Source organism: Brevibacterium rongguiense, assembly GCF_009857845.1.
Lineage (GTDB): Bacteria > Actinomycetota > Actinomycetes > Actinomycetales > Brevibacteriaceae > Brevibacterium > Brevibacterium rongguiense.
The window spans coordinates 35,511-57,939 of sequence record NZ_WWEQ01000010.1; the positions used below are offsets into that span (position 1 = coordinate 35,511).

Consider the following 22,429-nt stretch of genomic DNA (forward strand, 5'->3'; position numbering starts at 1 on the left):
CGTCATCACATCCTGAAGATTCCGTAGGTGCGGTCGGACTCGATCGGCCCGTTCGCGATCGCCGACAGCGACAGTCCGAGCACCGTGCGGGTGTCGCGCGGATCGATGATGCCGTCGTCGTAGACCAGCCCGGAGAGGAACAGCGGCAGGGACTCAGCCTCGATCTGGCGCTCGATCGCCTGGCGGCGCAGTTCGTTCTTCTCATCGTCGAACGGCAGTCCGCGCGCCTCGGCCGAGGCCTTCGCCACCGAGGTCACGACGTCGGCCAGCTGCGCGCCCCCCATGACGGCGGACTTCGCCGAGGGCCAGGCGAACAGGAACCGCGGATCGAAGGCGCGACCGCACATGCCGTAGTGCCCAGCGCCGTACGAAGCACCCACGAGCACGGAGATGTGGGGCACCTCGGAGGTGGAGACGGCGTTGACCATCATGGACCCGTGCTTGATGATGCCCCCTTCCTCATAGCGCCGGCCCACCATGTAGCCCGTCGTGTTGTGGAGGAAGAGCAGCGGGGTGCGCTGGCGATTCGCGATCTGGATGAACTGGGTGGTCTTCTGCGCCTCCTCGCTGAAGATGACCCCCTTCGAATTCGCGATGACGCCCACGGGGTAGCCGTGGATGCGCGCCCAGCCGGTGACGATGCCCGAGCCGTAGAGCGGCTTGAACTCGTCGAAGTCCGAGCCGTCGACCACCCGGGCCAGGACCTCTCGCGGATCGAAGGGGATCTTGAGGTCACCGGGGACGACCCCCAGCAGCTCCTCGGCATCGAAGAGCGGCTCGACCGAGGGGCCCGGCGCCGGCCCCGCCTTGGCCCAGTTGAGCCGCGCGACGATCCGCCGCCCGATGCGCAGGGCGTCCTGCTCGTCGCGGGCGAAGTGGTCGGCCAGCCCGCTCGTGCGCGCGTGCATCTGCGCGCCGCCCAGGGACTCGTCGTCGCTGATCTCGCCGGTGGCGGCTTTGACGAGCGGTGGGCCGCCCAGGAAGACCTTCGAGCGGTTCTCGATCATGACGACGTGGTCGCTCATCCCGGGGTGGTAGGCCCCGCCCGCCGTCGAATTGCCGAACACGATCGCGATCGTGGGGATCCCGGCTTTGGAGAGCTCGGCCAACCTGCGGAACGTGTCGCCGCCGGGGATGAAGATCTCCGACTGCGTGGGCAGGTTCGCCCCGCCCGATTCGACGAGGCTGATGTGCGGCAGCCGGTTCTTCAGGCTGATGTCCATGAGCCGCAGGCTCTTCTTCAGCGTCCGGGGGTTCGAGGTGCCGCCGGCGATCGTCGGGTCATTGGCGGTGATGAGGCACTCGACGCCGGAGACCACGCCGATCCCGCCCACCATGCTGGCACCCACCGGGAAGTCCGAGCCCCACGCGGCGTAGGGGCACAGCTCCAAGAACGGCGTATCGCGGTCGATGAGCAGGTCGATGCGCTCGCGGGCGGTGAGCTTGCCGCGGCCGCGGTGGCGTTCGACGGCCTTCTCCCCGCCCGCCTGGGCGAGCTCGGCGTTGACGCCGTCGAGCTCCGCGAGCTTGGCCTCCATGGCCTGTGCGGCGGCGGTCCATTCGGCGCTGCCCGCCAGGGCCGAGGTGAGTGCGGTCATGCGGTGTACCCCATTCTCTTCGCGGCCAGGGCCGTCAGGATTTCGGTCGTGCCGCCCCCGATGCCGAGGATGCGTGTGTCGCGGTAGATCCGCTCGACCTCCGATTCGGCCATGTAGCCCATCCCGCCGAACAGCTGCACGGCCTGGCTGGCACACCATTCGGCGGCCTCGACGGCCATGTTCTTGGCAAAGCACGCGGTTGCCACGAGATCGAGCCCGCCCTGCGGCTCTGGGGCTGCCTGCTGATCGTCGTAGCGCGCGGCCAGCACGCGGGTGTAGACCCGGGCGGCGTCGATCCGCGCGGTCATCTGGGCGAGCGTGGCCTGGACGGTGGGGCGCGCGATGAGCGGGTCGCCGAACGTCACCCGGTCCCGACACCACTGCACGGTGAGGTCGAGTGCGCGCTGGGCGCCGGAGTACGCCTGCGCGGCCAGGCCCACGCGCTCCGTGACGAAGGCCTGGGAGATGTAGGCGAAGCCGGCGTTCTCCGCGCCGATGAGGTGGTCGGCGGGCACGCGCACCGCGTCGTAGTGCAGCTCCGCGGTGTCCGAGGAGTGCCAGCCCATCTTCGCCAGTTTCTTCGCGACGCTGAAGCCGGGGGAATCGGCGGGGACCACGAGGAGGGAGACTCCCTTGGCCCCGGGGCCGCCGGTGCGCGCGGCCGTGACGACGAAGTCGGCGCGGGTGCCGGAGGTGATGAACGTCTTCTCGCCCGAGATGACGTACGCATCGCCGTCGTGCTCGGCCCGGGTGCGCAGTCCGCCGACGTCGGAGCCGCCGGAGGGCTCGGTGATGGCGAGCGAGCCGATGAGCTCACCGGCGAGGGTGGGCCGAACGTAGGCGTCGATGAGCTCGCGCGAGCCGGCCGCGATGAAGTGGGGCACCGCGATCCCCGCGGTGAACAGCGAGGCGAATGTGCCGCCGGACATCCCGGCCTCGTGCGCCGCCTCATTGATCGTCAGGGACGCGCGCAGGCCACCGCCGCCGCCGCCCACGTCCTCGGGGAAGCTCGCGCCCAGCAGGCCGGCGTGCGCGGCGTGTTGGTGCAGTGCGCGGGGCAGGACACCCCGTGCCTCCCATTCCTCCTGGTGGGGCAGCACGTGCGCTGCCACGAAGCGCCGGGTGGTCTCCGCGAGAGCCGCGAGTTCCGCGGCATCGGGCCCGGTCTCCGGCTGCGCTGCGGCCGAGGCGGCATCAGGGCGCTGGGCTGCGGATCTCATGGGTTCTCCTCTCCGGCGCGGGTGTCGCGCCCGCCCGCCGGGGCGGTGCCGTCTGCGGGGCCGGTGCCGTCTATGGGCGCTGGGTTGGCCGTGGGTGCGTCGGCCGTGGGTGCTGCATCTGCTGTTGGTGCTGCGTGTGCCGTTGGACCGGCGCCTGCTGCCAGCTCGGCCGGCACGCGGATCGTGCGGCTGCGCAGCCATTCGGCCAGCCCCTTGGCCTGGGCGTCGAAGCGCGCACCGTAGGCAACGCCCTCGCCCAGAATGTCGTGGATGACGAAGTTGACCGCGTGCAGGCCGGGCAGCTCGGTGCGGTCGATAGCCAGGCCGGCGGTTTCCGGCAGCAGGGCGCGCAGGGCATCGGCGGTCAGCTCATCGTGCAGCAGCGGCCATGTGTCCGGCGTGCGGGCCCACACGCCGATGTTCGCGCCGCCGCCCTTGTCGCCGCTGCGAGCGCCGAAGAGCGCGCCGAGCGGCAGCGCCGCGCGGCCCGCCGCGGCGTCGGGGGCGCGTCCCGCCGGGTCGGTGCCCGCATCGCCGGCGGCCTGCGGCCCGGCCGGCACGGGGGCCGGTGCCGTAACGGGGCTCCCGGGCGCCTCGACCGCGGGGTGGCTCGTGTCCGCAGGGGTGGCTGCAAGCCGGCGGAACTCCGGCGGGGGCGCGATGGGCGCAGTGCTCCCATCGGGGGCGTGCACGGTGTGGGCCGGGGCGTCCTGAGGCACGCTTCCCGCGCGGAAGCGGCCGTAGACGCTCGCCTCCCCGGGGGGCGCGGCCATGAAGAAGCCGGGGATGGAGCCCAGCGCGAACTCGACACAGGTGTTGGCGAAGGCGCGCCCCACCGCCTGGGGGTCGCGGTCCCGGGCGATGAGGCGCAGGCGGGCGGTGGCCTGCTCCTGGGTCGCGGCGTCCGAGCGGTCGGTGCGCGAGAGCTCCCATTCGAGCTCCGCGGGCTCGGGCAGTCCCGCGGCGGCCAGTCCGGCTGCGAACTGTGCGCGCACCAGGGCGGCCTTGGCCTCGATGTCCAGACCGGTGAGAAAGAAGGTGAGCTCCTGGCGGAAGCCCCCCAGCTCATTGACCGAGACCTTGAGGTCCGGCGGGGGCGCCTCACCGCGCACTCCGCAGATGCGCACGCGGTCGGGGCCGGCGGCCTCGAGTCGGATCGAGTCGAGGCGCAGCGTGGCATCGGGGCCCGGGTAGCGGGCGCCGGCGACCTCGTAGAGGAGCTGGGAGAGGACGGTCTCCACCGTGACCGCGCCGCTCGTGTGGGCGGGCTTCGCGATGATCGACGAGCCGTCGGCGGCGACCTCCGCGATGGGGAAGCCCGGGCGGATAAGGTCCGCGATCTCGGTGAAGAAGGAGAAGTTGCCGCCGGTGGCCTGCATGCCGCATTCGATGACGTGCCCGGCCGCCATGGCCCCGGCCAGCGCGTCGTAGTCTGTGCGCTCCCAGCCGTGGAACCAGGCTGCGGGTCCCGTGACGAGCGAGGCGTCGGTGACCCGGCCGGTGACGACGACCTGGGCGCCCTCGGCCAGTGCGCGCGCGATGCCGAACCCGCCCAGGTAGGCGTTGGCGGCAAGCGGCTCGCCCAGGCTCAGCTCACCGGCGCGGGTGGTCAGGTCGTCGCCGTCGACGAACGCAACCGGCAGGTCGATCCCGGCCTGCGCGGCGGCCTCGGCTATGGCGGCGGCGAGTGCGGCCGGATTCATCCCGCCGGCGTTGGCGACGACGCGGGTGCCCGTTTCCGCCAGGCGCGACATGGCGCCGGTGACCTGGGCGAGGAAGGACTTGGCGAACCCCGCGGCCGGGTCCTTCGCCTTCTGGCGCGCGAGGATGAGCATGGTGAGCTCGGCCAGGTAGTCGCCCACGACCACGTCGACCCCGGCGTCGACGAGTTCGCCGAAGGCCGCGAGGCGGTCGCCGTAGAAGCCAGATGCGCAGCCGATGCGCAGCGTGCGCGGCTGGGCACCGGCTCCCGGCCCCTGGGCGGCTGACGCTCGCGCACGGCCCGGCGCCGCGGCGGTCTGGGGCTGCACAGCGCTCATGCGTTCGCGCTCCCGACCGCGGGGGCGCCGATCGCAGGTGTGCGGACCAAGGGGTCACCGGTCGCGGAGGCGCCGGACGCCCGGCCGGCACCCGTGGTGCGGGCCGGTCCGCGCTCCCCGGGTGCGGGCCCCTGGGTGGGCGCGCCCGCGAATGCCTGTGCGATCTCCATCCAGTGCCGCGCGCCCTCACCCACGATCGCCAGGTCGACGTCGGCGGGACTGCGGCGCTGCGTGACGACCGCGGCGAACCCCCAGGCATTGCCCATGATCCGCTCAGGCGCATCGGCCGGGCCCTCGGCGAACGAACCGTGGGGCAGGGCCAGCTCAACCCGCACTTCGGCGGTCGACACCTCGAGGCCGCGGGAGGCGAAGGCGAACCCGCGGGTGCGGCAGCCGATCCGCGCGACCGCGGCGAGCACGTCGGTGGCGGGCTTGTCGAGGCCGAGCGCATCGCAGACGTCGAGGCTGTGGGCCCAGGTCTCCATGACGCGGGCGGTGGCCATCGTGAGCGGCCGCATGGGCGGGCCGAACCACGCGATCTTCGCAGCGGGATCGGCCGCGGCGAGGGCCTGGGCGAGGGCCTCGCGCCCCGCGCGCCACTGGGCCAGGAGCTCCGCGGGCGCCTGGCCGGCGAGCCGGTGCGCCTCCTCGTCGACGAGGGCGGGCCGGGGATCGGCGCGCATGTCCGCCACGAGCGCGGCGAAGGCCGGGTCGCCGCGCACCGTCTGCACGCTGACGAGGTCTGTCCAGTGCAGGTGGGCGATCTGGTCGGCGATCGTCCAGCCCGTCGCCGGCGTGGGCAGCTTCCACTGCTCGGCGGGGAGGTCGGCGACGACCGCGTCGAGCCGCTGCGACTCATCGGCCAGGAGCGCAAGGGCCTCGTTGACGTCCATCGTGTGGCCTCCTGGTGCCGTGGAAGGGGGGTGTGGCTGCGGACCGCTCACAGGGGCGTGCAGCCTCTGCGCTGCCGCCGTCGCCGGTCCGGTCTGCGGCTCAGCGTGCCACAGTTCACACGAACAATCAATCACGTTTGCTTGTTTTGTCGAATGGCCCTAGTGTGTTGTCCACATCACACGTGGGCCGTGTTCCCCACGGTGACGGGATGGCCGCGCAGTGCCGCGCGGCCACCGCGACGACGCGAGGAGATCGCATGAGCGTTCCGCTCGGATCCTGGCCCGCCATCCACGCCCTGCGCTTCCCCGAGAGCACCGCGCTCATCGACGCGGATACCGGCGCGGCGCTCACCCACGCGGAGCTCGACGCGCTCACCACCGCTCTGGCGGCGGGCCTGCGCTCGAAGGGCGTCCTGCCCGGTGACCGGGTGGCGCTGCTCGCCCTCAATTCCGTCGAGATGCTCGCGCTCATCGTCGCGACGGCGAGGGCCGGGGCGATCGGAGTGCTCATCAACTTCCGGCTCACCGCGGAGGAGGTGCGCTACATCCTCAGCGACTCCGGGGCCGTGCTGCTCTTCGCGTCGTCCTCGCTCATGGACGTGGCGGATGCGGCCCAGCCCGATACCGGAGTCCGCGAGGTGATCGCCCTGCCCACGGCGGTGCAGCGCTCGCGCGGCCAGCGCACCGGATATCACGAGCTGGTCGACGCGGGTTCGGCCACCGCCGCGAGCACAGGTTCCGAGTCGCCGGAAGTCGATCCCGACTCCCTCGCCCTGCTCATGTACACCTCGGGTACTACGGGCCAGCCCAAGGGCGCAATCATCACCCACGCCAACCTGTTCTGGGCCTCGATCCTGCACAACTACAACGATGGAGGCTTCGACCGCTCCGATGTCTGCCTTGCCTCCGCACCGCTCTTCCACATCGGGGCCCTGGCGGTCAACACAATCGCCGCACTGTACTGGGGCGCCTCCTCCGTGGTCATGGAGTCGTTCGATCCTGGCCGGTGGGCACACCTCGTCGAGCACTACAAGGTGACAAGGGCCTTCAACGTGCCGGTCATGTGGGGAGCGATCCTCTCCTCCGGAGCTTTGGACCGCCACACGACGTCAACACTGCGGGCCTCTATGAGCGGCGGGGCCGCATGCCCCATCACGATCATCGAGGCTCTGCAGGACAAGGGGCTGAGCTTCTCCGAGGGCTACGGGCTCACGGAGACGACCGCCGGGGCCGCCATTCTGGCCGCTGCCGACGTGGTCGACCACGCCGGTTCAATCGGCCGACCGTGCATGCACGTCGACGCTGCCATCGTCGACCCGCTGGGCGAGCCGGTGCCTGTCGGCCAGGTGGGTGAGCTGGCGATGCGCGGGCCGAACATCTCCCCCGGTTACTGGCGGCGACCGGAGGCCACCGCTGAGGCCTTCCGCGACGGTTGGTTCTACAGCGGCGATCTCGCCACCGTCGATGAGGACGGCTACTACCGCATCGTCGACCGGAAGAAGGACATGGTCATCACCGGCGGTGAGAACGTCTACCCCACGGAGATCGAACAGGTCCTCTACCGCCACCCGCGGGTGAGCGAGGTCTCCGTCTACGGGCTTCCCGACGAGCAGTGGGGCGAGGCCGTCACCGCAGCCGTCGTGGTCAACGACGGCGAGGGCTCCGCCGAGGGGCCGGGTGAGCTCGTCGACGAGGCGGATCGCGCCGCACTCGCCGAGGAGCTGCGCGCCTTCGCCCGCGAGCGGCTCGCGGGCTTCAAGATCCCCAAGCGATTCGTGTTCCTGCCCGCGCTGCCGCGCACCGCGACCGGGAAGGTCCGCAAGGTCGAGCTCCGGCGAGCAGGCGGCGGCACGGGATCCGCGGTGCAGCGATGACGCCCCCGGACCGTCGGCCGCCGGTGCCCCATTCGCCGTTCCGCGCCGATGCGCTGGCCGAGCGCCGCATCCTCGTGACCGGCGGCGGCAGCGGGCTGGGCCGCGGCATGGCCGCCCACCTCGCCGCGCACGGTGCTCACGTGGTGCTCTGGGGCCGCCGGGAGTCCGCGCTCGCCGAGTCCGCCGAGCACGCCAACGCAGGAGCCGGTGCCCGGCTCGTGGCCTATCAGACCGTCGACATCCGCGACGCCGCGGGGGTCGACGCGGCCATGGCAGAGCTGTGGGCCGAACACGGGCCGCTCACCGGGCTCATCAACAATGCGGCTGCGAACTTCGTTGCCCCCACGCAGGACGTGAGCCCCAACGGCTACGAGGCGATCGCCTCCACGGTCATGGACGGAACCTACTTCACCACCCAGGCGGCCGGCCGGCGCTGGATTGCCGAGGGCCTGTCCGGCAGCGTCCTGTCCACGCTGGCGACCTGGGTGTGGACGGGGTCGGCCTACACAGTGCCCCTCGGCCATGTCGAAGTCCGCGGTGCACGCGATGACGATGTCGCTGGCCGTGGAGTGGGCGAAGTACGACATCCGCCTGAACGCCATTGCCCCGGGGCCCGTTCCCCACCGACTTCACGTGGACCGTGCTGGGCGCGGACAGCAGGGCCAGGCGGCTCTCCGATGCGCAGGCCGTGCCCGCGGGGCGCACCGGGGAGATCTGGGAGCTCGGCAACCTCGCGCTCTTCCTGCTCTCCGGGGCCGCGGACTACATCACGGGCCAGACCATTGCGATCGACGGCGGCCAGATGTTCGCCGGGCCCGGCACGTTCGCCTCCCTGTCGTCCATGACGGACGGCGAATGGGAGGACGTGCGCGAAGCCGCGAAGGCCGCCACCGCCGCCTCGAAGGCCCAGCGCAGCGTGTAGCCCACAGCCCTCACCGCCGGCGCGCAGCGCCGGGAAGCCCCACGACGGCCCCGCCCCCGAAGCACCCCAATGACCCGGAGGTCCACCACATGCCCACCGAACTCGCAGAATTCCGCTCCACCGTGCGCGCCGTCTGGGAGCGCGAGGTGCTCGCCCACATCGACGAGTGGGAGGCCGACGGCTTCTTCGACGCCCACGCCCTGTTCCCCATCCTCGCCCGGCACGGGCTGCTGGGACTGAGCCACAGCGCCGAGGACGGCGGCGAGGGCGCGCCCATGGAGTACCAGATGGCGATGGCGGAGGAGCTGGGCCGCGGCAATGCGGCCGGGGTCGCGATGGCGGTGAATGTGCAGATGCACATGGCCACGCCGTCGCTGGCCCGCTTCGGCACTCCCGAGCTCAAGGAGCGCTACCTGCGCCCGGCCATCGCCGGCGAGCAGGTCGCCGCGATCGCCGTGACGGAGCCCGGAGCCGGCTCGGATGTCGCCCACCTGGCGACGAAGGCCCACCGCGACGGCGATCACTGGGTCATCTCCGGGCAGAAGATCTACATCACCAACGGCACCCAGGCCGACTGGTTCTGCATGCTCGTGCGCACCTCTGACGAGGGGGGCTTCCGGGGCATGTCGCAGATCATCGTCCCGGCGGGCACGGAGGGCTTCGAGGTCGTGCGCAAGCTCGACAAGCTGGGCAACCGCGTCTCGGACACCGCGGAGCTGCGCCTCGAGGACGTGCGCGTTCCGGTGTCGAACACGATCGGCGAGGCCGGGCGCGGGTTCCAGCAGCAGATGCAGCAGTTCGTCATCGAGCGGCTCTCCGCCTGCTTCGCCGCCGTGGGCGCGTGTGAGTGGGCGCTCGGGCGCACGCGGGACTACCTGCGCACGCGCGACGTCTTCGGCGGGCCCCTCGCCCAACGCCAGTATCCGGTCTTCCGGCTGACCGAGGCATCGGCCCAGCTCGAGCTGCTGCGCGCGCTCAACGAGAAGATGGCCCTTATGCTCGACGCGGGCGAGGACATCACCCGCGAGGCAACGGCGGGCAAGCTGGCCGCAGGGCGCCTCATCCGCGAGGTCGCGGACCTGGCCGTGCAGTACCACGGCGGGATGGGCTACATGGAGGAGAACTGGACGGCGCGGTTCTACCGCGACGCCCGGCTGTCCTCGATCGGCGGCGGCGCGGACGAGGTCATGCTCCAGGTCCTCGCGCGCCTGGACGGATACGAGGTGTGACGATGGCGCCGCCCTGACCCGTCCGGTCCCGCTGTGCGCGGCCACCGCCCGCCCCCGCTGTGCCGTGCGGCAGCCGCGCGGCCGACGATCCTCCCCTCGCGCTGCGGCGCATCCCCCGGCACTCCCCTCATCCCCGCTGGCTCCGTCCCGGTGCCGCCCCCCAGACCGAGGCCCGGCCCGCACCCGAGCGGGTCCGGCCGCGCCTCATCGCCCGCCCCCGCACCCACCCATCCAAACCCGCTCATACCCGCGCATTGCCTCACGAAAGCGCGCGACAGCACCGGCACGGACAACGAGGTCCACGAGTCCCAGGAGGAAACCCTATGTTCGCCGACACCGCCCAGGTCGATCCGGTCGATCTCAATCTGGCCCGCCGGACGACGATCGGCGATGCGCTCACCCGCACCGCCGACCGCGTGCCGCATTCCATCGCCGTGGTCGATCGCGACCGCCGGATCTCCTACGCACAGCTCGAGCACGACGCCGAGGCGATCGCGCGAGGGATCATCGCCCTCGACGACGGGCCCGCGCAGGGCGAACCCTGCGCCATGCTCATGCGCAATTCCTCGGAGGTGCTCGCGGTCTACTTCGGCATCGTCAAGGCCGGCCGAGTGGCACTGCCCGTCAACGACGGCCTGACCGCGGAGGACATCGCGTGGATCCTCACGGACGCGCAGGCCACGACACTATTCGCCGACGAGGCGCTCCTGCCGCTCGTCCGCGAGGTCGCCGCGGCCGGAGCCACCCTCACGACGATCGTCGTCCACACCGAAGAAGCAGGCACGGCCGAGCCCGCAGCCGCCGAAGCGCCCGGCGGCGAGGTGCCGCAGGGGGCTGCGCGCCATGAGCTGAGGCAGCTTGTGGGCACGGAGGTCGGGCCCGAGCTGTGCCTCGCGCCATCGGCAGCGATGATGCGGCACAGTGCCTCTACACCTCGGGCACCACGGCCAACCCCAAGGGTGCCCTCGCGGCGCACGCGGCGGTGGTCACCGGTGCGATGTCGAACGCACTGCAGATGAGCGATGGCTGGGGCCGGGAGCCGGGCACCATGCTCATCGTGCTGCCGCTCTTCCACGTCACCGCGCTCAACACCCTCGCCATGCCGGTGCTGTTCACCGGCGGCACGGTGGTCATCCAGCACGGGTTCGATCCGGCCGCTGTGCTCGATGCGATGGAGGCCGAGCGCATCACGATGTTCACCGGCCTGCCCATGATGTGGGCGGCGCTCATCGCCGAGAACCAGCGGCGCCCGCGCGACCTCAGCTCCATGGACACGGCCATGTACGCGATGGCGCAGATGCCCGAGCGGGTCCTGGCGGGCATGGACGAGATGATGCCGGATGCCAAGAAGGTGCTGGGCTCGGGCCAGACCGAGGTCATCCCGGCCACCACCTATCAGCGGCCCCACCACCGGCACGGCAAGAACGGCTCGTGGGGCATCCCCTCGCCCACGGTGCGCACGCAGATCATGGATCCGGACGGGAACCTGCTGCCGGTCGGCGAGGTGGGCGAGATCGTCTACCGCGGCCCGCACGTGACCCTGGGCTACTGGAACCGGCCGGATGCCAACGGCGAGGCGTTCCGCCACGGCTGGTTCCACTCCGGTGACATCGGCTACCTGGACGACGAGGGCGTCGTCTGGTTCACCGACCGGGTGAAGGACATCATCAAGACCGGGGGCGAGAACGTCTCGTCCATGAAGGTCGAGCGGGTCGTGGCGAATGCGCCGGGCGTCGTGGAGTGCTGCGTCATCGGCACCGAGCACGCCCACTGGGGCGAGGCCGTGACCGCCGTGGTGCTCAGCGACACGGTGCCGGCCCGCGGCGAGGTCGGCGACGAGGAGCGCGAGCGCGCGCAGCGGGCCACTGAGGAGGGCATCCTCGCCTACGCCCGCGAGCACCTGAGCGGGATCGAGGCGCCCAAGCGCGTCGAGTTCGTCGACGCGCTGCCGAAGACGACGACGGGCAAGATCCGCAAGAACGTGCTGCGCGGGCTGTTCTGATCGAGCGGGCCGACCGCTCGGCTGCGGGGCCCGTTCCCTGAGACGCACACGTCCCAGGAACGGGCCCCTTCTGCACCACCAGTGTGACCAATCCCCCACCGCAGCGCTCACCAGCGCTAACGCGTCCACCACCGCCCCACGCCATCCCCGCGTCGCCTCCGCTTGCTACCGTGAAGGCTCGCACCACTCCCCGGCGCCGACCCCTAGGAAGCGATGAGCAGACCCCGCGAAGCAGAGGAACCGACCACGGCGGAAGCGCCTACGCCCCCATCGAAGGCCATCGCTCCCCCACCCAATTGGCCGGTCCTTGCCATCTCCGGGGCCATGATCATCGCGATCGCCGCATGGGCGATCATCGCGCCGGAGAACGCCAACACGGTCATCACGACCATCGTGGGCTGGCTGTCGGCGAACTTCGGCTGGTACTACATCCTCACCGCGACGCTCATGGTCGTCTTCGTCATCATCATCGCCCTGTCGCGGATGGGGCGGATCAAGCTGGGCCCGGACCACTCCCGCCCGCAATTCAACCTGTTCACCTGGACGGCCATGCTGTTCGCCGCGGGCATCGGCATCGACCTCATGTTCTTCTCCGTCTCGGAGCCCGCCTCGCAGTTCCTCAGCCCGCCGGAGGGCGCGGTCGACCAGCCGCTCGACCCCTCGACGGACCCCGCTGGCCGCGCGCGCATGGCCGTGGTCTGGACGCTCTTCCACTACGGCATCACCGGTTGGGCGATGTACGCGCTCATGGGCATGGCATTCGCCTACTTCGCCTACCGCAAGGGCATGCCGCTGTCGATCCGCTCGATCCTCTACTGGGCGCTGGGCAAGCGGATCAACGGCTGGCTCGGCCACACGGTCGACATCGCCGCCGTGCTCGGCACCGTGTTCGGCATCGCCACCTCACTCGGCATCGGTGTCGTGCAGCTCAACTTCGGCCTCTACCTCATGTTCGGCATCCCCCAGGGCGTGGCCGCGCAGATCGGCCTCATCGCGCTCTCCGTCATCCTGGCCACCATCTCCACCGTCACCGGCGTGGAGAAGGGCATCCGGCGCCTGTCCGAGCTCAACGTCATCCTCGCGATCGTGCTGCTGGGCTGGGTGACGGTCACCGGCAACACGCGCTTCCTCTTCGACTCGCTCGTCACGGACATCGGCGACTACGCGGCGAACTTCCCGCACATGATGCTCAACGTCTTCCCGTTCATCCAGCCCGATGACTGGATGGCCTCGTGGACGCTGTTCTTCTGGGCGTGGTGGATCGCGTGGGCCCCGTTCGTGGGCCTGTTCCTGGCGCGCATCTCGCGCGGGCGCACGATCCGCCAGTTCGTCACCGGTGTGCTCGTGGTGCCGTTCGCCTTCATCGCGATCTTCATCTCGATCTTCGGCAACAGTGCCCTTCACCGCATCCTGGGCGGCGACCTGCAGTTCGCCCAGACCGCCATGGACCAGCCGGAGAGCGCATTCTACATGCTGCTCGAGTCCTATCCCGGTGCGTTCTTCGTCATCGGCCTGGCCACCGTCGTGGGCCTGCTCTTCTACGTGACCTCGGCGGATTCCGGCGCGCTGGTGCTCGCGAACTTCACGTGCACCACCGACGACCCCAAGCAGGACGGGCCCAAGGGGCTGCGGGTGTTCTGGGCGGTGGCGACGGGCGTGCTCACGCTCGCCATGCTCATCGTCGGCGGCGTGGCCACGCTCCAGGCGGCCACACTCATCATCGGGCTGCCGTTTTCCGTCGTGCTCTACCTCGTCATGATCTCCCTCTACCGGGCGCTGCACCAGGAGACGCTCCAGGCCGACGGCCGCATGGCCTCGCTGCCCACGCGCCTGGTCAGCGGCGATGGCCTGTCGTGGAAGCAGCGGCTCAAGCGCTCCACCTCGTTCCCGGCGGTGGGAGCCGTGCGCAAGTACGCGGACACCGTTGCCAAGCCCGCCCTGCAGGAGGTGGGCCGCGAACTGGCCGAGTCGGGGGCCGATGTCTCCGTCGACACCGCCGAGGTGCCCTCGCTGCACCTGCCGCAGGTGTCCCTGCGCGTGGAGTTCGGCGAGGACGGCCCGTTCGTCTACCAGATCTACCCGGTGGCCGCGGAGACGCCGTCGTTTGCCATCCGCTCCCAGTCACCGGGGGCGGACACGTACTACCGCCTGGAGGTCTTCACCGCCGACGGTTCGCGCGGCTACGACGTCTTCGGGTTCACGAAGGAGCAGCTGATCTCCGACGTCATCAGCAACTACGAGTCCCACCTCGAGTACCTGCGGATCTCCGACGGCACACCGGTGGACCTCACGGAGTCCCGCCAGACCATCACGACCGACTGGGCCGACGACTTCGCCTCGGAATCGGAGGAGCCATCGTGAGCCCCGCGCCCCCGCCCAGCCAGCCGAGCACCCCAACGACCTCAACCCAAAGGAGCACTGACATGCCGAACACGCTGTTCATCGACGGCGAATGGGTCTCCGCCCAGGAGGGCGGCACCCGGGACATCACCTGCCCGGCCAACGGCGACTTCGTCGCCACGGTCGACGAGGCCACGGAGGCGGATACGATCCGCGCGATCGAGGCCGCCCGCCGCGCCTTCGACTCGGAGGTGTGGTCGGCAAAGCCCACCTCGGAGCGGGCGGACCTGCTGCTCAAGGCCGGGGCCGCCATCCGCGAGCGCCGCGACGAGTTCGCCCGTGCGGAGTCCCTCGACACCGGCAAGCGCTTCGTGGAGTCCCAGCAGGACATGGACGACATCGCAGGCTGCTTCGAGTACTTCGGCAAGATCGCGGCCGCCGATGCCGGGCGGATCGTCGATGCGGACTCGCAGGACGTCTTCTCCCGCATCAGCCACGAGCCGGTGGGCGTGTGCGCGCTCATCACCCCGTGGAACTTCCCGCTGCTCCAGGCCTCGTGGAAGATCGCCCCCTGCCTGGCCGCAGGCAACAGCTTCGTCCTCAAGCCCGCGGAGCTGACCCCCCACACCGCCATCCTCACGATGGCGCTCCTCGAGGAGCTGGGGCTGCCCAAGGGCGTGGGCAACCTCGTGCTGGGCTCCGGCGCCAGCGCCGGCGGCCCGCTGTCCACCCACCCGGACGTGGACATGGTCTCGTTCACCGGCGGCCTTGCCACCGGCAAGAAGATCGCGGCCAACGCCGCGCAGACCGTCAAGAAGGTCGCACTCGAACTCGGCGGCAAGAACCCCAACGTCGTGTTCGCGGACGCGGACTTCGATGCCGCGGTGGACAACGCGCTCAACGCGGCGTTCGTCGACTCCGGCCAGGTCTGCTCGGCCGGCGCCCGGCTCATCGTCGAGGAGTCCATCGCGGAGCGGTTCACCGACGCGCTCGCGCAGCGCGCAGGCTCGATCCGCCTGGGCGGCCCGTTCGACGAGGCCGCGGAGAGCGGCCCCCTCATCTCCAAGGAGCACCGGGACAAGGTCACCGCCTATGTCCAGTCCGGTGTGGAGGAGGGCGCGCGCGTGCGCTGCGGCGGTCAGTGGGGGCAGGGCGAGCTCGAGTCCGGCTACTACTACGAGCCCACCGTCATCGACCAGGTGAAGCGCGGCATGTCCGTCGTGACCGAGGAGGGCTTCGGCCCCGTCGTCACGGTCGAGACGTTCACCACCGAGGACGAGGCCGTCGCGACCGCCAACGACACGATCTACGGGCTGGCCGGGGCTGTGTGGACGCAGGACGCGGGCAAGGCCCAGCGCGTGGCCAACCGGCTGCGCCACGGCACCGTGTGGATCAACGACTACCACCCCTACCTGCCGCAGGCGGAGTGGGGCGGCTTCAAGCAGTCCGGCATCGGCCGCGAGCTCGGGCCCACCGGCCTGGCCGAGTACCAGGAGGCCAAGCACATCTACCAGAACCTGCGCCCCGGCGTGACCGGGTATTTCGGCGCCCACTGACCGCCAAGCCAGGCGTGCCGGGACCATCGCGCCCCGGTGAGCCGGCTCGGCCGGGCCCGCGTTCAGCGCGGGGCCCGGCAGGCCGTTCCCGAGGCGCCCCAGACCGGCGCTGGCACGCGCGGCCGGGGCGCGCCTCGGGCGCGGGAAGCACGGAATCCGCACACAGCGCACTGACATGAGCGGCCCGGCACTGCGGGCCGCGGAGCACACCGAAGAGGAAGGATCGAGATGGAGACGACGCACACGTTCGACTATGTGGTGGTGGGCGCTGGCTCGGCCGGCGCCGCCGTGGCCGCGCGCCTGAGCGAGGATCCCAGCGTGAGCGTGGGGCTGCTGGAGGCGGGTCCCACGGATACGGACAAGGACGTGATCCTCCAGCTCAACCGGTGGATGGAGCTGCTGGAGTCCGGCTACGACTGGGACTACCCCATCGAGGAGCAGGAGCACGGCAACTCGTTCATGCGCCATGCCCGCGCCAAGGTGCTGGGCGGCTGCTCCTCGCACAACTCGTGCATCGCCTTCTGGGCGCCCCAGGAGGACCTGGACGCGTGGGAGGCCCGCTACGGCGCCTCGGGCTGGGGCTCGAAGGAGACGTTCGAGCTGTTCACCAAGCTCGAGACCAACGAGGACGACGGCCCGCTGCACGGCCACGATGGGCCCGTCCACCTCATGAACGTCCCGCCCCGGGACCCGTGCGGCGTGGCGATCCTCGACGCCTGCGAGCAGGCGGGCATCCCCCGTGCCGCGTTCAACACCGGTGAGACGGTGACGCGCGGCGCGAACTTCTTCCAGATCAACCGCAGGGCCGATGGCACGCGCTCGTCGTCGTCCGTGTCCTACCTCCACCCCATCCTCGACCGGGAGAACCTCACGGTGCTGCCGGACACGTGGGCGCGCGAGATCGAGTTCGATGAGGACAACAACGCCGTGGCCGTGCACGTGGTCAACAACGCGTTCGGCACCACCCACCGGATCGAGGCGAGCCGCGAGGTCATCGTGTCCGCCGGTGCGATCGACTCCCCCAAGCTCCTCATGCTCTCCGGGATCGGGCCGGCCGAGCATCTGAAGTCCGTGGGCGTGGACGTGCGCGTGGACTCCCCCGGGGTGGGCGAGCACCTGCAGGACCACCCGGAGGGCGTCATCCAGTGGGAGGCCAAGCAGCCCATGGTCGACGAGTCAACGCAGTGGTGGGAGATCGGGATCTTCGACTCATTGGGCGTCGCGGGCTCCGACGAGGGCGTGCCGGACCTCATGATGCACTACGGCTCCGTGCCCTTCGACATGCACACGCTGCGCCAGGGGTACCCCACCTCCGACAACGCGTTCTGCCTGACCCCCAACGTCACACACGCGAAATCGCGGGGCACGGTGCGGCTGCGCTCGCGGGACTACCGCGACAAGCCCAAGGTGGATCCGCGCTACTTCACGGACCCGGACGGCTATGACATGACGATCATGGTGGAGGGCATCAAGCGCGCCCGCGAAATCGTCTCCCAGCCGGCCATGCAGGACTGGGCCGGGCGCGAGCTCTACCCCGGCGCCGATGTGCAGACCGATGAGCAGATCGAGGACTACATTGTGCGCACGCACAACACGGTCTACCACCCCGCGGGCACCGTGCGCATGGGCGCGGCCGACGATGCGCGGTCGCCGCTCACCCCGGACCTCCGGGTCAAGGGCGTGGAGCGCCTGCGCGTGGCCGATGCCTCGGTCATGCCGCAGCTGACCGCGGTGAACCCGAATATCACGACGATGATGATCGGCGAGAAGTGCGCGCAGCTCATCAAGGAGGGCTGATGCGCTGAGGTGGGGCGGCTGCGCGATCGCGCGGCTGCGGGGTTGTGCGCCGCCCAATGACCGCGAGGGGCCGGTGACCTGCAGAGATGCAGGTTGCCGGCCCTTCGGTGTGCTGGGTGCAGTCGTTGAGAACCGCGGAGGATCGTCCGGGTCTTACGATTGTGCGAGAAGAACAGGCCCGACTGAGGGCGCACGCGACGCACGGACGGAAGTCACATGGCATACCAGTACCCGCCCGCCTCACCTGCCGGCCAGAACCCCCAGTGGCAGCAGCCCTGGCAGCCTGCCGCGCCTGCGAAGTCCTTCGTCGCCACCTGGCTGCTCAGCCTGTTCCTGGGCAGCCTCGGCATCGACCGGTTCTACCTGGGCAAGATCGGCACCGGCGTCCTCAAGCTCATCACGGGCGGTGGCTTCGGCATCTGGTCGCTCATCGACCTCATCATGACGCTGTGCGGTGCGCAGCGCGACAAGCTCGGCCGGCCGCTCGAGGGATACCAGCGCAGCCGGAAGATGGCCTGGATCGTCACCATCGTCCTGTGGCTGCTGGGCATCATCATCGGCATCATCGTCGGCTTGACCGCCGGCGCACTCGGGGCGGCTGCGTTCAAAGCCGCGGAGAACGGGAGCGATTCGTCAGCGGCGCCCCAGAGCCCGGGCGCCACCGCATCCACCGGCCAGAGAACCGCAGACCCGAATGTTCCCGCGGAGTACTCCGACGCACTGTCGAAGGCCGAGTACTACGCCGGTGACGGGCATATGAGCAAGAAGGGCCTGTACCGCCAGCTGACCAGCAAGAACGGCGAAGGCCTCTCAAAGGCAGCCGCGACCTACGCGGTCAACCATGTCGATGCCGATTGGAAGAAAAACGCGCTCGAAACGGCGAAGGCCTTCAGCAAGAACCCGTCATACTCGCGGAGCACGGTCTATGAACTCCTCATCAACGAGAAAGTCGGCGGTTTCACCGAGGCCGAGGCGAAGTACGCACTCGACCACCTGGACGACTGACGTTCAGATGCGAGGCACCACCCGTTGAGTGCACCGCGTGTGTCAGTGCGCAGCTCTGACGAACTCCCCGGCCCTGCGCCCAGTCCACTGGCCGGCTGCCACGGCGCGCACGCCGTTGACGAGCACCTCCTCAACGCCCTTCGGAGCGCAGGTCGGCTCCTCGAAGATGGCCCGGTCGCGCAGCTCCTGCATGTTGAGGATGACGACGCAGTCCAGAGACTCATCTCGCACGGAGCCCGCTCCACGGCACGAGAAAGGCCCCGGCAGATGCCGGGGCCTTCAGCGTTTCGGTGGAGGTAACGGGATTCGAACCCGTGACCTTCTGCATGCCATGCAGACGCGCTACCAACTGCGCCATACCCCCGAAAGGTCGTCCCCGCTCCCGCGGCGACTCGAACAATACTAGGACACCGTCCTGCGTCATGCCAAATCGGCCGCTCGCCTCGAACGCGGTTACGCGCACGGCCACCACGACGGGGTCGCCATGCACCCGCCAGAAGCCCGAGACCACCCCCCATAGACTGCCCCCATGGCACCCGCTCACCCCGCACCTCGGCCCCCGCGCCTGGCCGCCAGCGCCGTCATCGCCGACGCCCAGGGCCGCGTGCTTCTCATCCAGCGCGGGAACGAGCCGTCGAAGGGCAAGTGGTCGGTGCCGGGCGGCTCGGTGGAGCCCGGGGAGACCCTCGTTGAGGCCGCCCGGCGCGAGGTGCACGAGGAGACCGGCCTGCGCGTTGCCATCGGCCGCGAGCTGTGGTGCGTGACAGCGCCGGACGGCCGCGGCGGTGAGTTCGAGATCCACGACTTCGCCGCCACGGTCACCGGCGGCACGCTGCGACCGGCCGATGATGCTGCCGACGCCCGCTGGTGCACCGCCGCAGACCTCGACGAGCTGGAGCTGACCCCCAACCTGCGGGAACTCTTCGAAGGCGCGGGCGTCATCCCCCGCGATCCCGGTGCGCCGCTAGGCTGAGCGGCAATGTCCGACTACATCAGCCCTGCGCGCCACGACCTCGAACTCGACCTCCACGACCGAGGCACGGCAGCCCACCTCACAGCCCCCGCCTGGGTCCACGCGCCCCGTGTCCCGGCAGCCACCGCAGGAATCGGCAACCGCCGGCCGCTCCTGTTCGTCCACGGCTTCCGCGGCGACCACCACGGCATGGACCTCATCGCCCACCACCTGCCCGCACATCCCGTCATGGTGCCCGATCTGCCCGGCTTCGGACTCGCTCCTCCGCTGCCCGGCGGCCTCACGCTGGAAGGCTACGTCGCGTTCGTCGACGCCGCGGTGCGCGCCGTCGAGGCCGAATACGGTCAGGCCCCCATTGTCGTCGGCCACTCGTTCGGCTCCGTGCTCGCCGCCCACTGGGCGGCCGACCATCCGCGCGCGAGCGCACTCGTCCTCATCAATCCCATCGCGAGCCCAGCGCTGGAGGGGCCGGCGCGCGTGGGCACGCAGCTCGCCCGCGCCTACTACGCGCTCGGGCGCGCGCTGCCGCCGGCGGCGGGCAGCGCGCTGCTGTCCAACCCGGGCGTCGTGCGCGTCATGAGCGAGGTCATGGCCGCCACCTCGGATCCGGGCCTGCGCCGCTACATCCACGACCAGCACGCCCGCCACTTCTCCGCCTATGCGGACCGCGCCTCGCTGGCGCAGGCGTTCGACATCTCGGTTGCCCACACCGCCGCCGAGGTGTCCGCCCGGTTGGTCATGCCCGTGCTCGTCATCGCGGGCAACCGGGACCAGATCGCGCCGCTGGGCCCCACCCAGCAGTTCATCGCGGACCTGCCCAACTCCACGGCGCGGATCTTCGACGGGGTGGGCCACCTCATCCACTACGAGCGCCCCGAGGCCACGGCACAGGCCATCGCGGAGTTCGTGGCCGATATCGACGCCGTCGAGGCCGGCGAGGCCTGACGACCGGCCGCCGCGCGCTCCGTCCCACATGGCGTTGCCTTGCGTACCCCATCGCGATACGGCGCGCTCAGGCAGGCCTTACTCCCCTAGACTCGAAGCGCCAGGAGCCGCCGGGGCGGCACGAGCAGCGGCCCCACGATTGAGGAGTCCGCCATGTCGCTTGTGAAGATCAACGTGCTGTCCGTGCCGGAAGGCGACCGCAGCGAGCTCGAGGCCCGCTTCGCCGCCCGCAAGCACTCCGTGGACTCCGAGCCCGGTTTCGAGGGCTTCGAGCTGCTGCGCCCGGTGCGCGGCGAGGACCGGTACTACGTGCTCACCCGCTGGGCCGATGAGGAGAGCTTCGAGGCGTGGCGGGACAAGCGCACGCCGCGCGCCCCCGGCACCGCGGTCTCTCAGTCCGACGGGATGCTCGAGTTCGAGGTCGTCGACCTCCCCGACTGACCGCCGAGCTCGGCACGGACCAGCACTGCACTCACCACAGCGCCCTGCGCGCCGCCCCACGGGAGCGGCGCGCAGGGCGCTTGTCGTGGCTCAGTGCCCGCCGCCGGACTGCTCGGGCGGCTGCTGGCGGAAGCCCTTGGACAGGCACGCCAGGATGATGAGGCCGAGCACCAGCCAGCCCGAGCCGATGAGGAGCGCGTGCGCGTCGAGCTGGGTGAAGAGGAAGATCGTCACGAGCGTGCCGATGACCGGCAGCAGGACGTGGCGCACGGGGGTGGTAAAGCGCACCTCGGCGTCGTCCTCCCCTCCCCCGGCACCCGCATCGGCATCGGCACCCGTGCGCGCCCCCGCCTTCCGGTCCTTGCAGAAGAGCACGACGACGGACACGTTGACCATGGCGAACGCCAGGAACGCGCCGAAGTTGATGAACGACGTCGACGTCTCCACGGACAGGAACAGCCCGCCCAGGCCTACCGCGGCGGAGACGAGGATTGCGACCCACGGGGTGGCGAAGCGCTTGGCGACCCGGCCGAACACGCGGTTGGGCAGCACGCCATCGCGGCCCATGGCGAACATGAGGCGCGCCGCCGAGGCCTGGGCGGCGATGCCGGAGGCGAACTGCGTGACGATGAAGCCGGCCAGGAACACGGCGGCGAAGAACGCGCCGCGCACCTGCAGCGCGATCTCCGAGGCGGCGGTGTCCTCGTTGGCGAACTCGGTGCCCGGGTGCACAAGCGTCGTGACGTAGGTGACGATGACGAAGATGACGCCGCCGATGAGCGCGACGAGCATGATGGCCCGCGGGATCGTGTGCTTGGGCCGCTTCGCCTCCTCCGTCAGCGTGGTGATCGCGTCGAAGCCCAGGAACGAATAGCAGGCCACGGCTGCACCGGCCCCGATGACGAGCGGGGTCGTGTGCTCGTTGATGAACGGGTGCATCTGCACGAGCGAGCCCGCCCCCTGGCTGCGCACGACGAAGCCCGCACACAGCGCCGCGAAGATGGCGAGGACGAGGATCTGGAACGTCATGAGGACGAGGTTGACCTTGTCCGCGACCTTGACGCCCAGGATGTTGAGCGTGGTCGTGACGAGGATGAACGAGCACACCCACACCCACTTGGGCACGGCGGGGAACGCCTCGGACAGGAAGCTCGTGCCGATGAGCCAGATGACCATGGGCAGGAAGAGGTAGTCCAGCAGCACGGCCCAGCCCACGAGGAAGCCCACGCGCCCGTCGATCGCATTGCGCGAGTACGTGTACGCGGAGCCTGCCACGGGGAAGCGCTTGGACAGGACCCCGTAGGAGTTCGCGGTGAACAGCATGGCGACGGTGGCGAGCAGATAGGCCATCGAGGTGGCCCCGCCGGTCTCCGTCGCGATGACGCCGAACGTGCCGAGCACGATCATGGGCGCCATGTACGCCAGCCCGAACAGGGTCACCGACCCCAGGCCCAGCGTGCGCTTGAGCTCGCCCGATTCGCCGCCGGATGCCTCGCCGCCGTCACCCGTTCCGGAGCCCGCCGAGGTGGTGGCCGGGGACGTCTGTGCGGGTCCGCCCGCGTGTGAGCCAGTTGACATGAGCCACATCGTACGCC

The 22,429-nt window shown here is 70.5% G+C and carries 18 protein-coding genes, 1 tRNA gene and 2 pseudogenes; 14 read left to right on the forward strand and 7 right to left on the reverse strand.

The window, feature by feature from the left end; genetic code table 11:
- Positions 1-5: 5 nt before the first annotated feature.
- Genes GSY69_RS03800 through GSY69_RS03815 form a run of 4 tightly spaced genes read right to left on the reverse strand, consistent with a single transcriptional unit; the run spans position 6 to position 5,750 of the window.
- A complete protein-coding gene (locus GSY69_RS03800; protein ID WP_160952554.1) occupies positions 6-1,598 on the reverse strand; it encodes an acyl-CoA carboxylase subunit beta in 1,593 nt (530 codons plus the stop codon).
- Positions 1,595-2,818 (reverse strand): acyl-CoA dehydrogenase family protein, encoded by a 1,224-nt coding sequence (locus GSY69_RS03805; RefSeq protein ID WP_160952555.1) that lies wholly within the window; start codon positions 2,816-2,818, stop codon positions 1,595-1,597. The genes GSY69_RS03800 and GSY69_RS03805 overlap by 4 nt, the downstream gene beginning before the upstream one ends.
- Complete coding sequence (locus GSY69_RS03810; RefSeq protein WP_160952556.1) at positions 2,815-4,857, reverse strand: acyclic terpene utilization AtuA family protein; 2,043 nt, start codon at positions 4,855-4,857, stop codon at positions 2,815-2,817. The genes GSY69_RS03805 and GSY69_RS03810 overlap by 4 nt, the downstream gene beginning before the upstream one ends.
- Entirely contained in the window at positions 4,854-5,750 is an 897-nt protein-coding gene (locus GSY69_RS03815) for a TIGR03084 family metal-binding protein (RefSeq protein ID WP_160952557.1), read from the reverse strand. The genes GSY69_RS03810 and GSY69_RS03815 overlap by 4 nt, the downstream gene beginning before the upstream one ends.
- A gap of 257 nt (positions 5,751-6,007) precedes the next feature.
- On the opposite strand from GSY69_RS03815, the gene GSY69_RS03820 reads away from it, so the two are divergent.
- The 11 genes and pseudogenes from GSY69_RS03820 to GSY69_RS03860 all read left to right on the forward strand — a co-directional run bounded on the left by GSY69_RS03820 (position 6,008) and on the right by GSY69_RS03860 (position 18,475).
- A complete protein-coding gene (locus tag GSY69_RS03820) occupies positions 6,008-7,624 on the forward strand; it encodes an acyl-CoA synthetase (protein ID WP_160952558.1) in 1,617 nt (538 codons plus the stop codon).
- A pseudogene (locus GSY69_RS15340) lies at positions 7,621-8,082 on the forward strand (SDR family NAD(P)-dependent oxidoreductase); the annotation flags it as partial. The gene GSY69_RS03820 and the pseudogene GSY69_RS15340, both read left to right, overlap by 4 nt.
- A 143-nt stretch (positions 8,083-8,225) precedes the next feature.
- Positions 8,226-8,546 carry an SDR family oxidoreductase gene (locus GSY69_RS14135; RefSeq protein ID WP_202410793.1) on the forward strand — a complete coding sequence of 107 codons (321 nt, stop codon included), beginning with the start codon at positions 8,226-8,228 and terminating at the stop codon, positions 8,544-8,546.
- Positions 8,547-8,635: 89 nt separating this feature from the next.
- Positions 8,636-9,775, forward strand: a complete 1,140-nt coding sequence (locus GSY69_RS03830; RefSeq protein WP_160952559.1) for an acyl-CoA dehydrogenase family protein — start codon at positions 8,636-8,638, stop codon at positions 9,773-9,775.
- A 323-nt stretch (positions 9,776-10,098) separates the two neighbouring features.
- Positions 10,099-10,794: an AMP-binding protein gene (locus GSY69_RS14880; protein WP_160952560.1), complete on the forward strand. Its 696-nt coding sequence runs from the start codon at positions 10,099-10,101 to the stop codon at positions 10,792-10,794.
- Positions 10,725-11,267 (forward strand): annotated as a pseudogene (locus tag GSY69_RS14885) (AMP-binding protein); the annotation flags it as partial. The gene GSY69_RS14880 and the pseudogene GSY69_RS14885, both read left to right, overlap by 70 nt.
- Positions 11,268-11,471: 204 nt before the next feature.
- Positions 11,472-11,777, forward strand: coding sequence for an AMP-binding enzyme (locus tag GSY69_RS14450; RefSeq protein WP_235936269.1), 306 nt, complete (start codon positions 11,472-11,474; stop codon positions 11,775-11,777).
- A 324-nt stretch (positions 11,778-12,101) separates the two neighbouring features.
- Positions 12,102-14,138, forward strand: a complete 2,037-nt coding sequence (gene betT, locus GSY69_RS03845; protein ID WP_235936265.1) for a choline BCCT transporter BetT — start codon at positions 12,102-12,104, stop codon at positions 14,136-14,138.
- A gap of 62 nt (positions 14,139-14,200) precedes the next feature.
- Complete coding sequence (locus tag GSY69_RS03850) at positions 14,201-15,673, forward strand: aldehyde dehydrogenase family protein (RefSeq protein ID WP_160952563.1); 1,473 nt, start codon at positions 14,201-14,203, stop codon at positions 15,671-15,673.
- A 228-nt stretch (positions 15,674-15,901) separates the two neighbouring features.
- Positions 15,902-17,470, forward strand: a complete 1,569-nt coding sequence (locus GSY69_RS03855; RefSeq protein WP_160952564.1) for a GMC family oxidoreductase — start codon at positions 15,902-15,904, stop codon at positions 17,468-17,470.
- Between the two features lie 216 nt (positions 17,471-17,686).
- Positions 17,687-18,475, forward strand: coding sequence for an Ltp family lipoprotein (locus GSY69_RS03860; RefSeq protein ID WP_160952565.1), 789 nt, complete (start codon positions 17,687-17,689; stop codon positions 18,473-18,475).
- A 42-nt stretch (positions 18,476-18,517) separates the two neighbouring features.
- Here GSY69_RS03860 and GSY69_RS03865 read toward each other — a convergent pair whose 3' ends face one another.
- Entirely contained in the window at positions 18,518-18,706 is a 189-nt protein-coding gene (locus tag GSY69_RS03865) for a hypothetical protein (protein WP_160952566.1), read from the reverse strand.
- 60 nt (positions 18,707-18,766) lie between these two features.
- Positions 18,767-18,839, reverse strand: a tRNA-Ala gene (locus GSY69_RS03870).
- 165 nt (positions 18,840-19,004) lie between these two features.
- Between GSY69_RS03870 and GSY69_RS03875 the strand changes: the two genes are divergently transcribed.
- The 3 genes from GSY69_RS03875 to GSY69_RS03885 all read left to right on the forward strand — a co-directional run bounded on the left by GSY69_RS03875 (position 19,005) and on the right by GSY69_RS03885 (position 20,834).
- The gene (locus GSY69_RS03875; RefSeq protein WP_160952567.1) at positions 19,005-19,448 is read left to right on the forward strand and encodes an NUDIX hydrolase; all 444 of its coding nucleotides are present in this window, start codon (positions 19,005-19,007) and stop codon (positions 19,446-19,448) included.
- A gap of 6 nt (positions 19,449-19,454) precedes the next feature.
- Complete coding sequence (locus GSY69_RS03880; protein ID WP_160952568.1) at positions 19,455-20,393, forward strand: alpha/beta fold hydrolase; 939 nt, start codon at positions 19,455-19,457, stop codon at positions 20,391-20,393.
- 153 nt (positions 20,394-20,546) lie between these two features.
- Positions 20,547-20,834, forward strand: a complete 288-nt coding sequence (locus GSY69_RS03885; RefSeq protein WP_160952569.1) for an antibiotic biosynthesis monooxygenase family protein — start codon at positions 20,547-20,549, stop codon at positions 20,832-20,834.
- Between the two features lie 90 nt (positions 20,835-20,924).
- On the opposite strand, the gene GSY69_RS03890 is transcribed toward GSY69_RS03885, so the two are convergent.
- Positions 20,925-22,412, reverse strand: coding sequence for an APC family permease (locus GSY69_RS03890; RefSeq protein ID WP_160952570.1), 1,488 nt, complete (start codon positions 22,410-22,412; stop codon positions 20,925-20,927).
- Between the last annotated feature and the right edge of the window lie 17 nt (positions 22,413-22,429).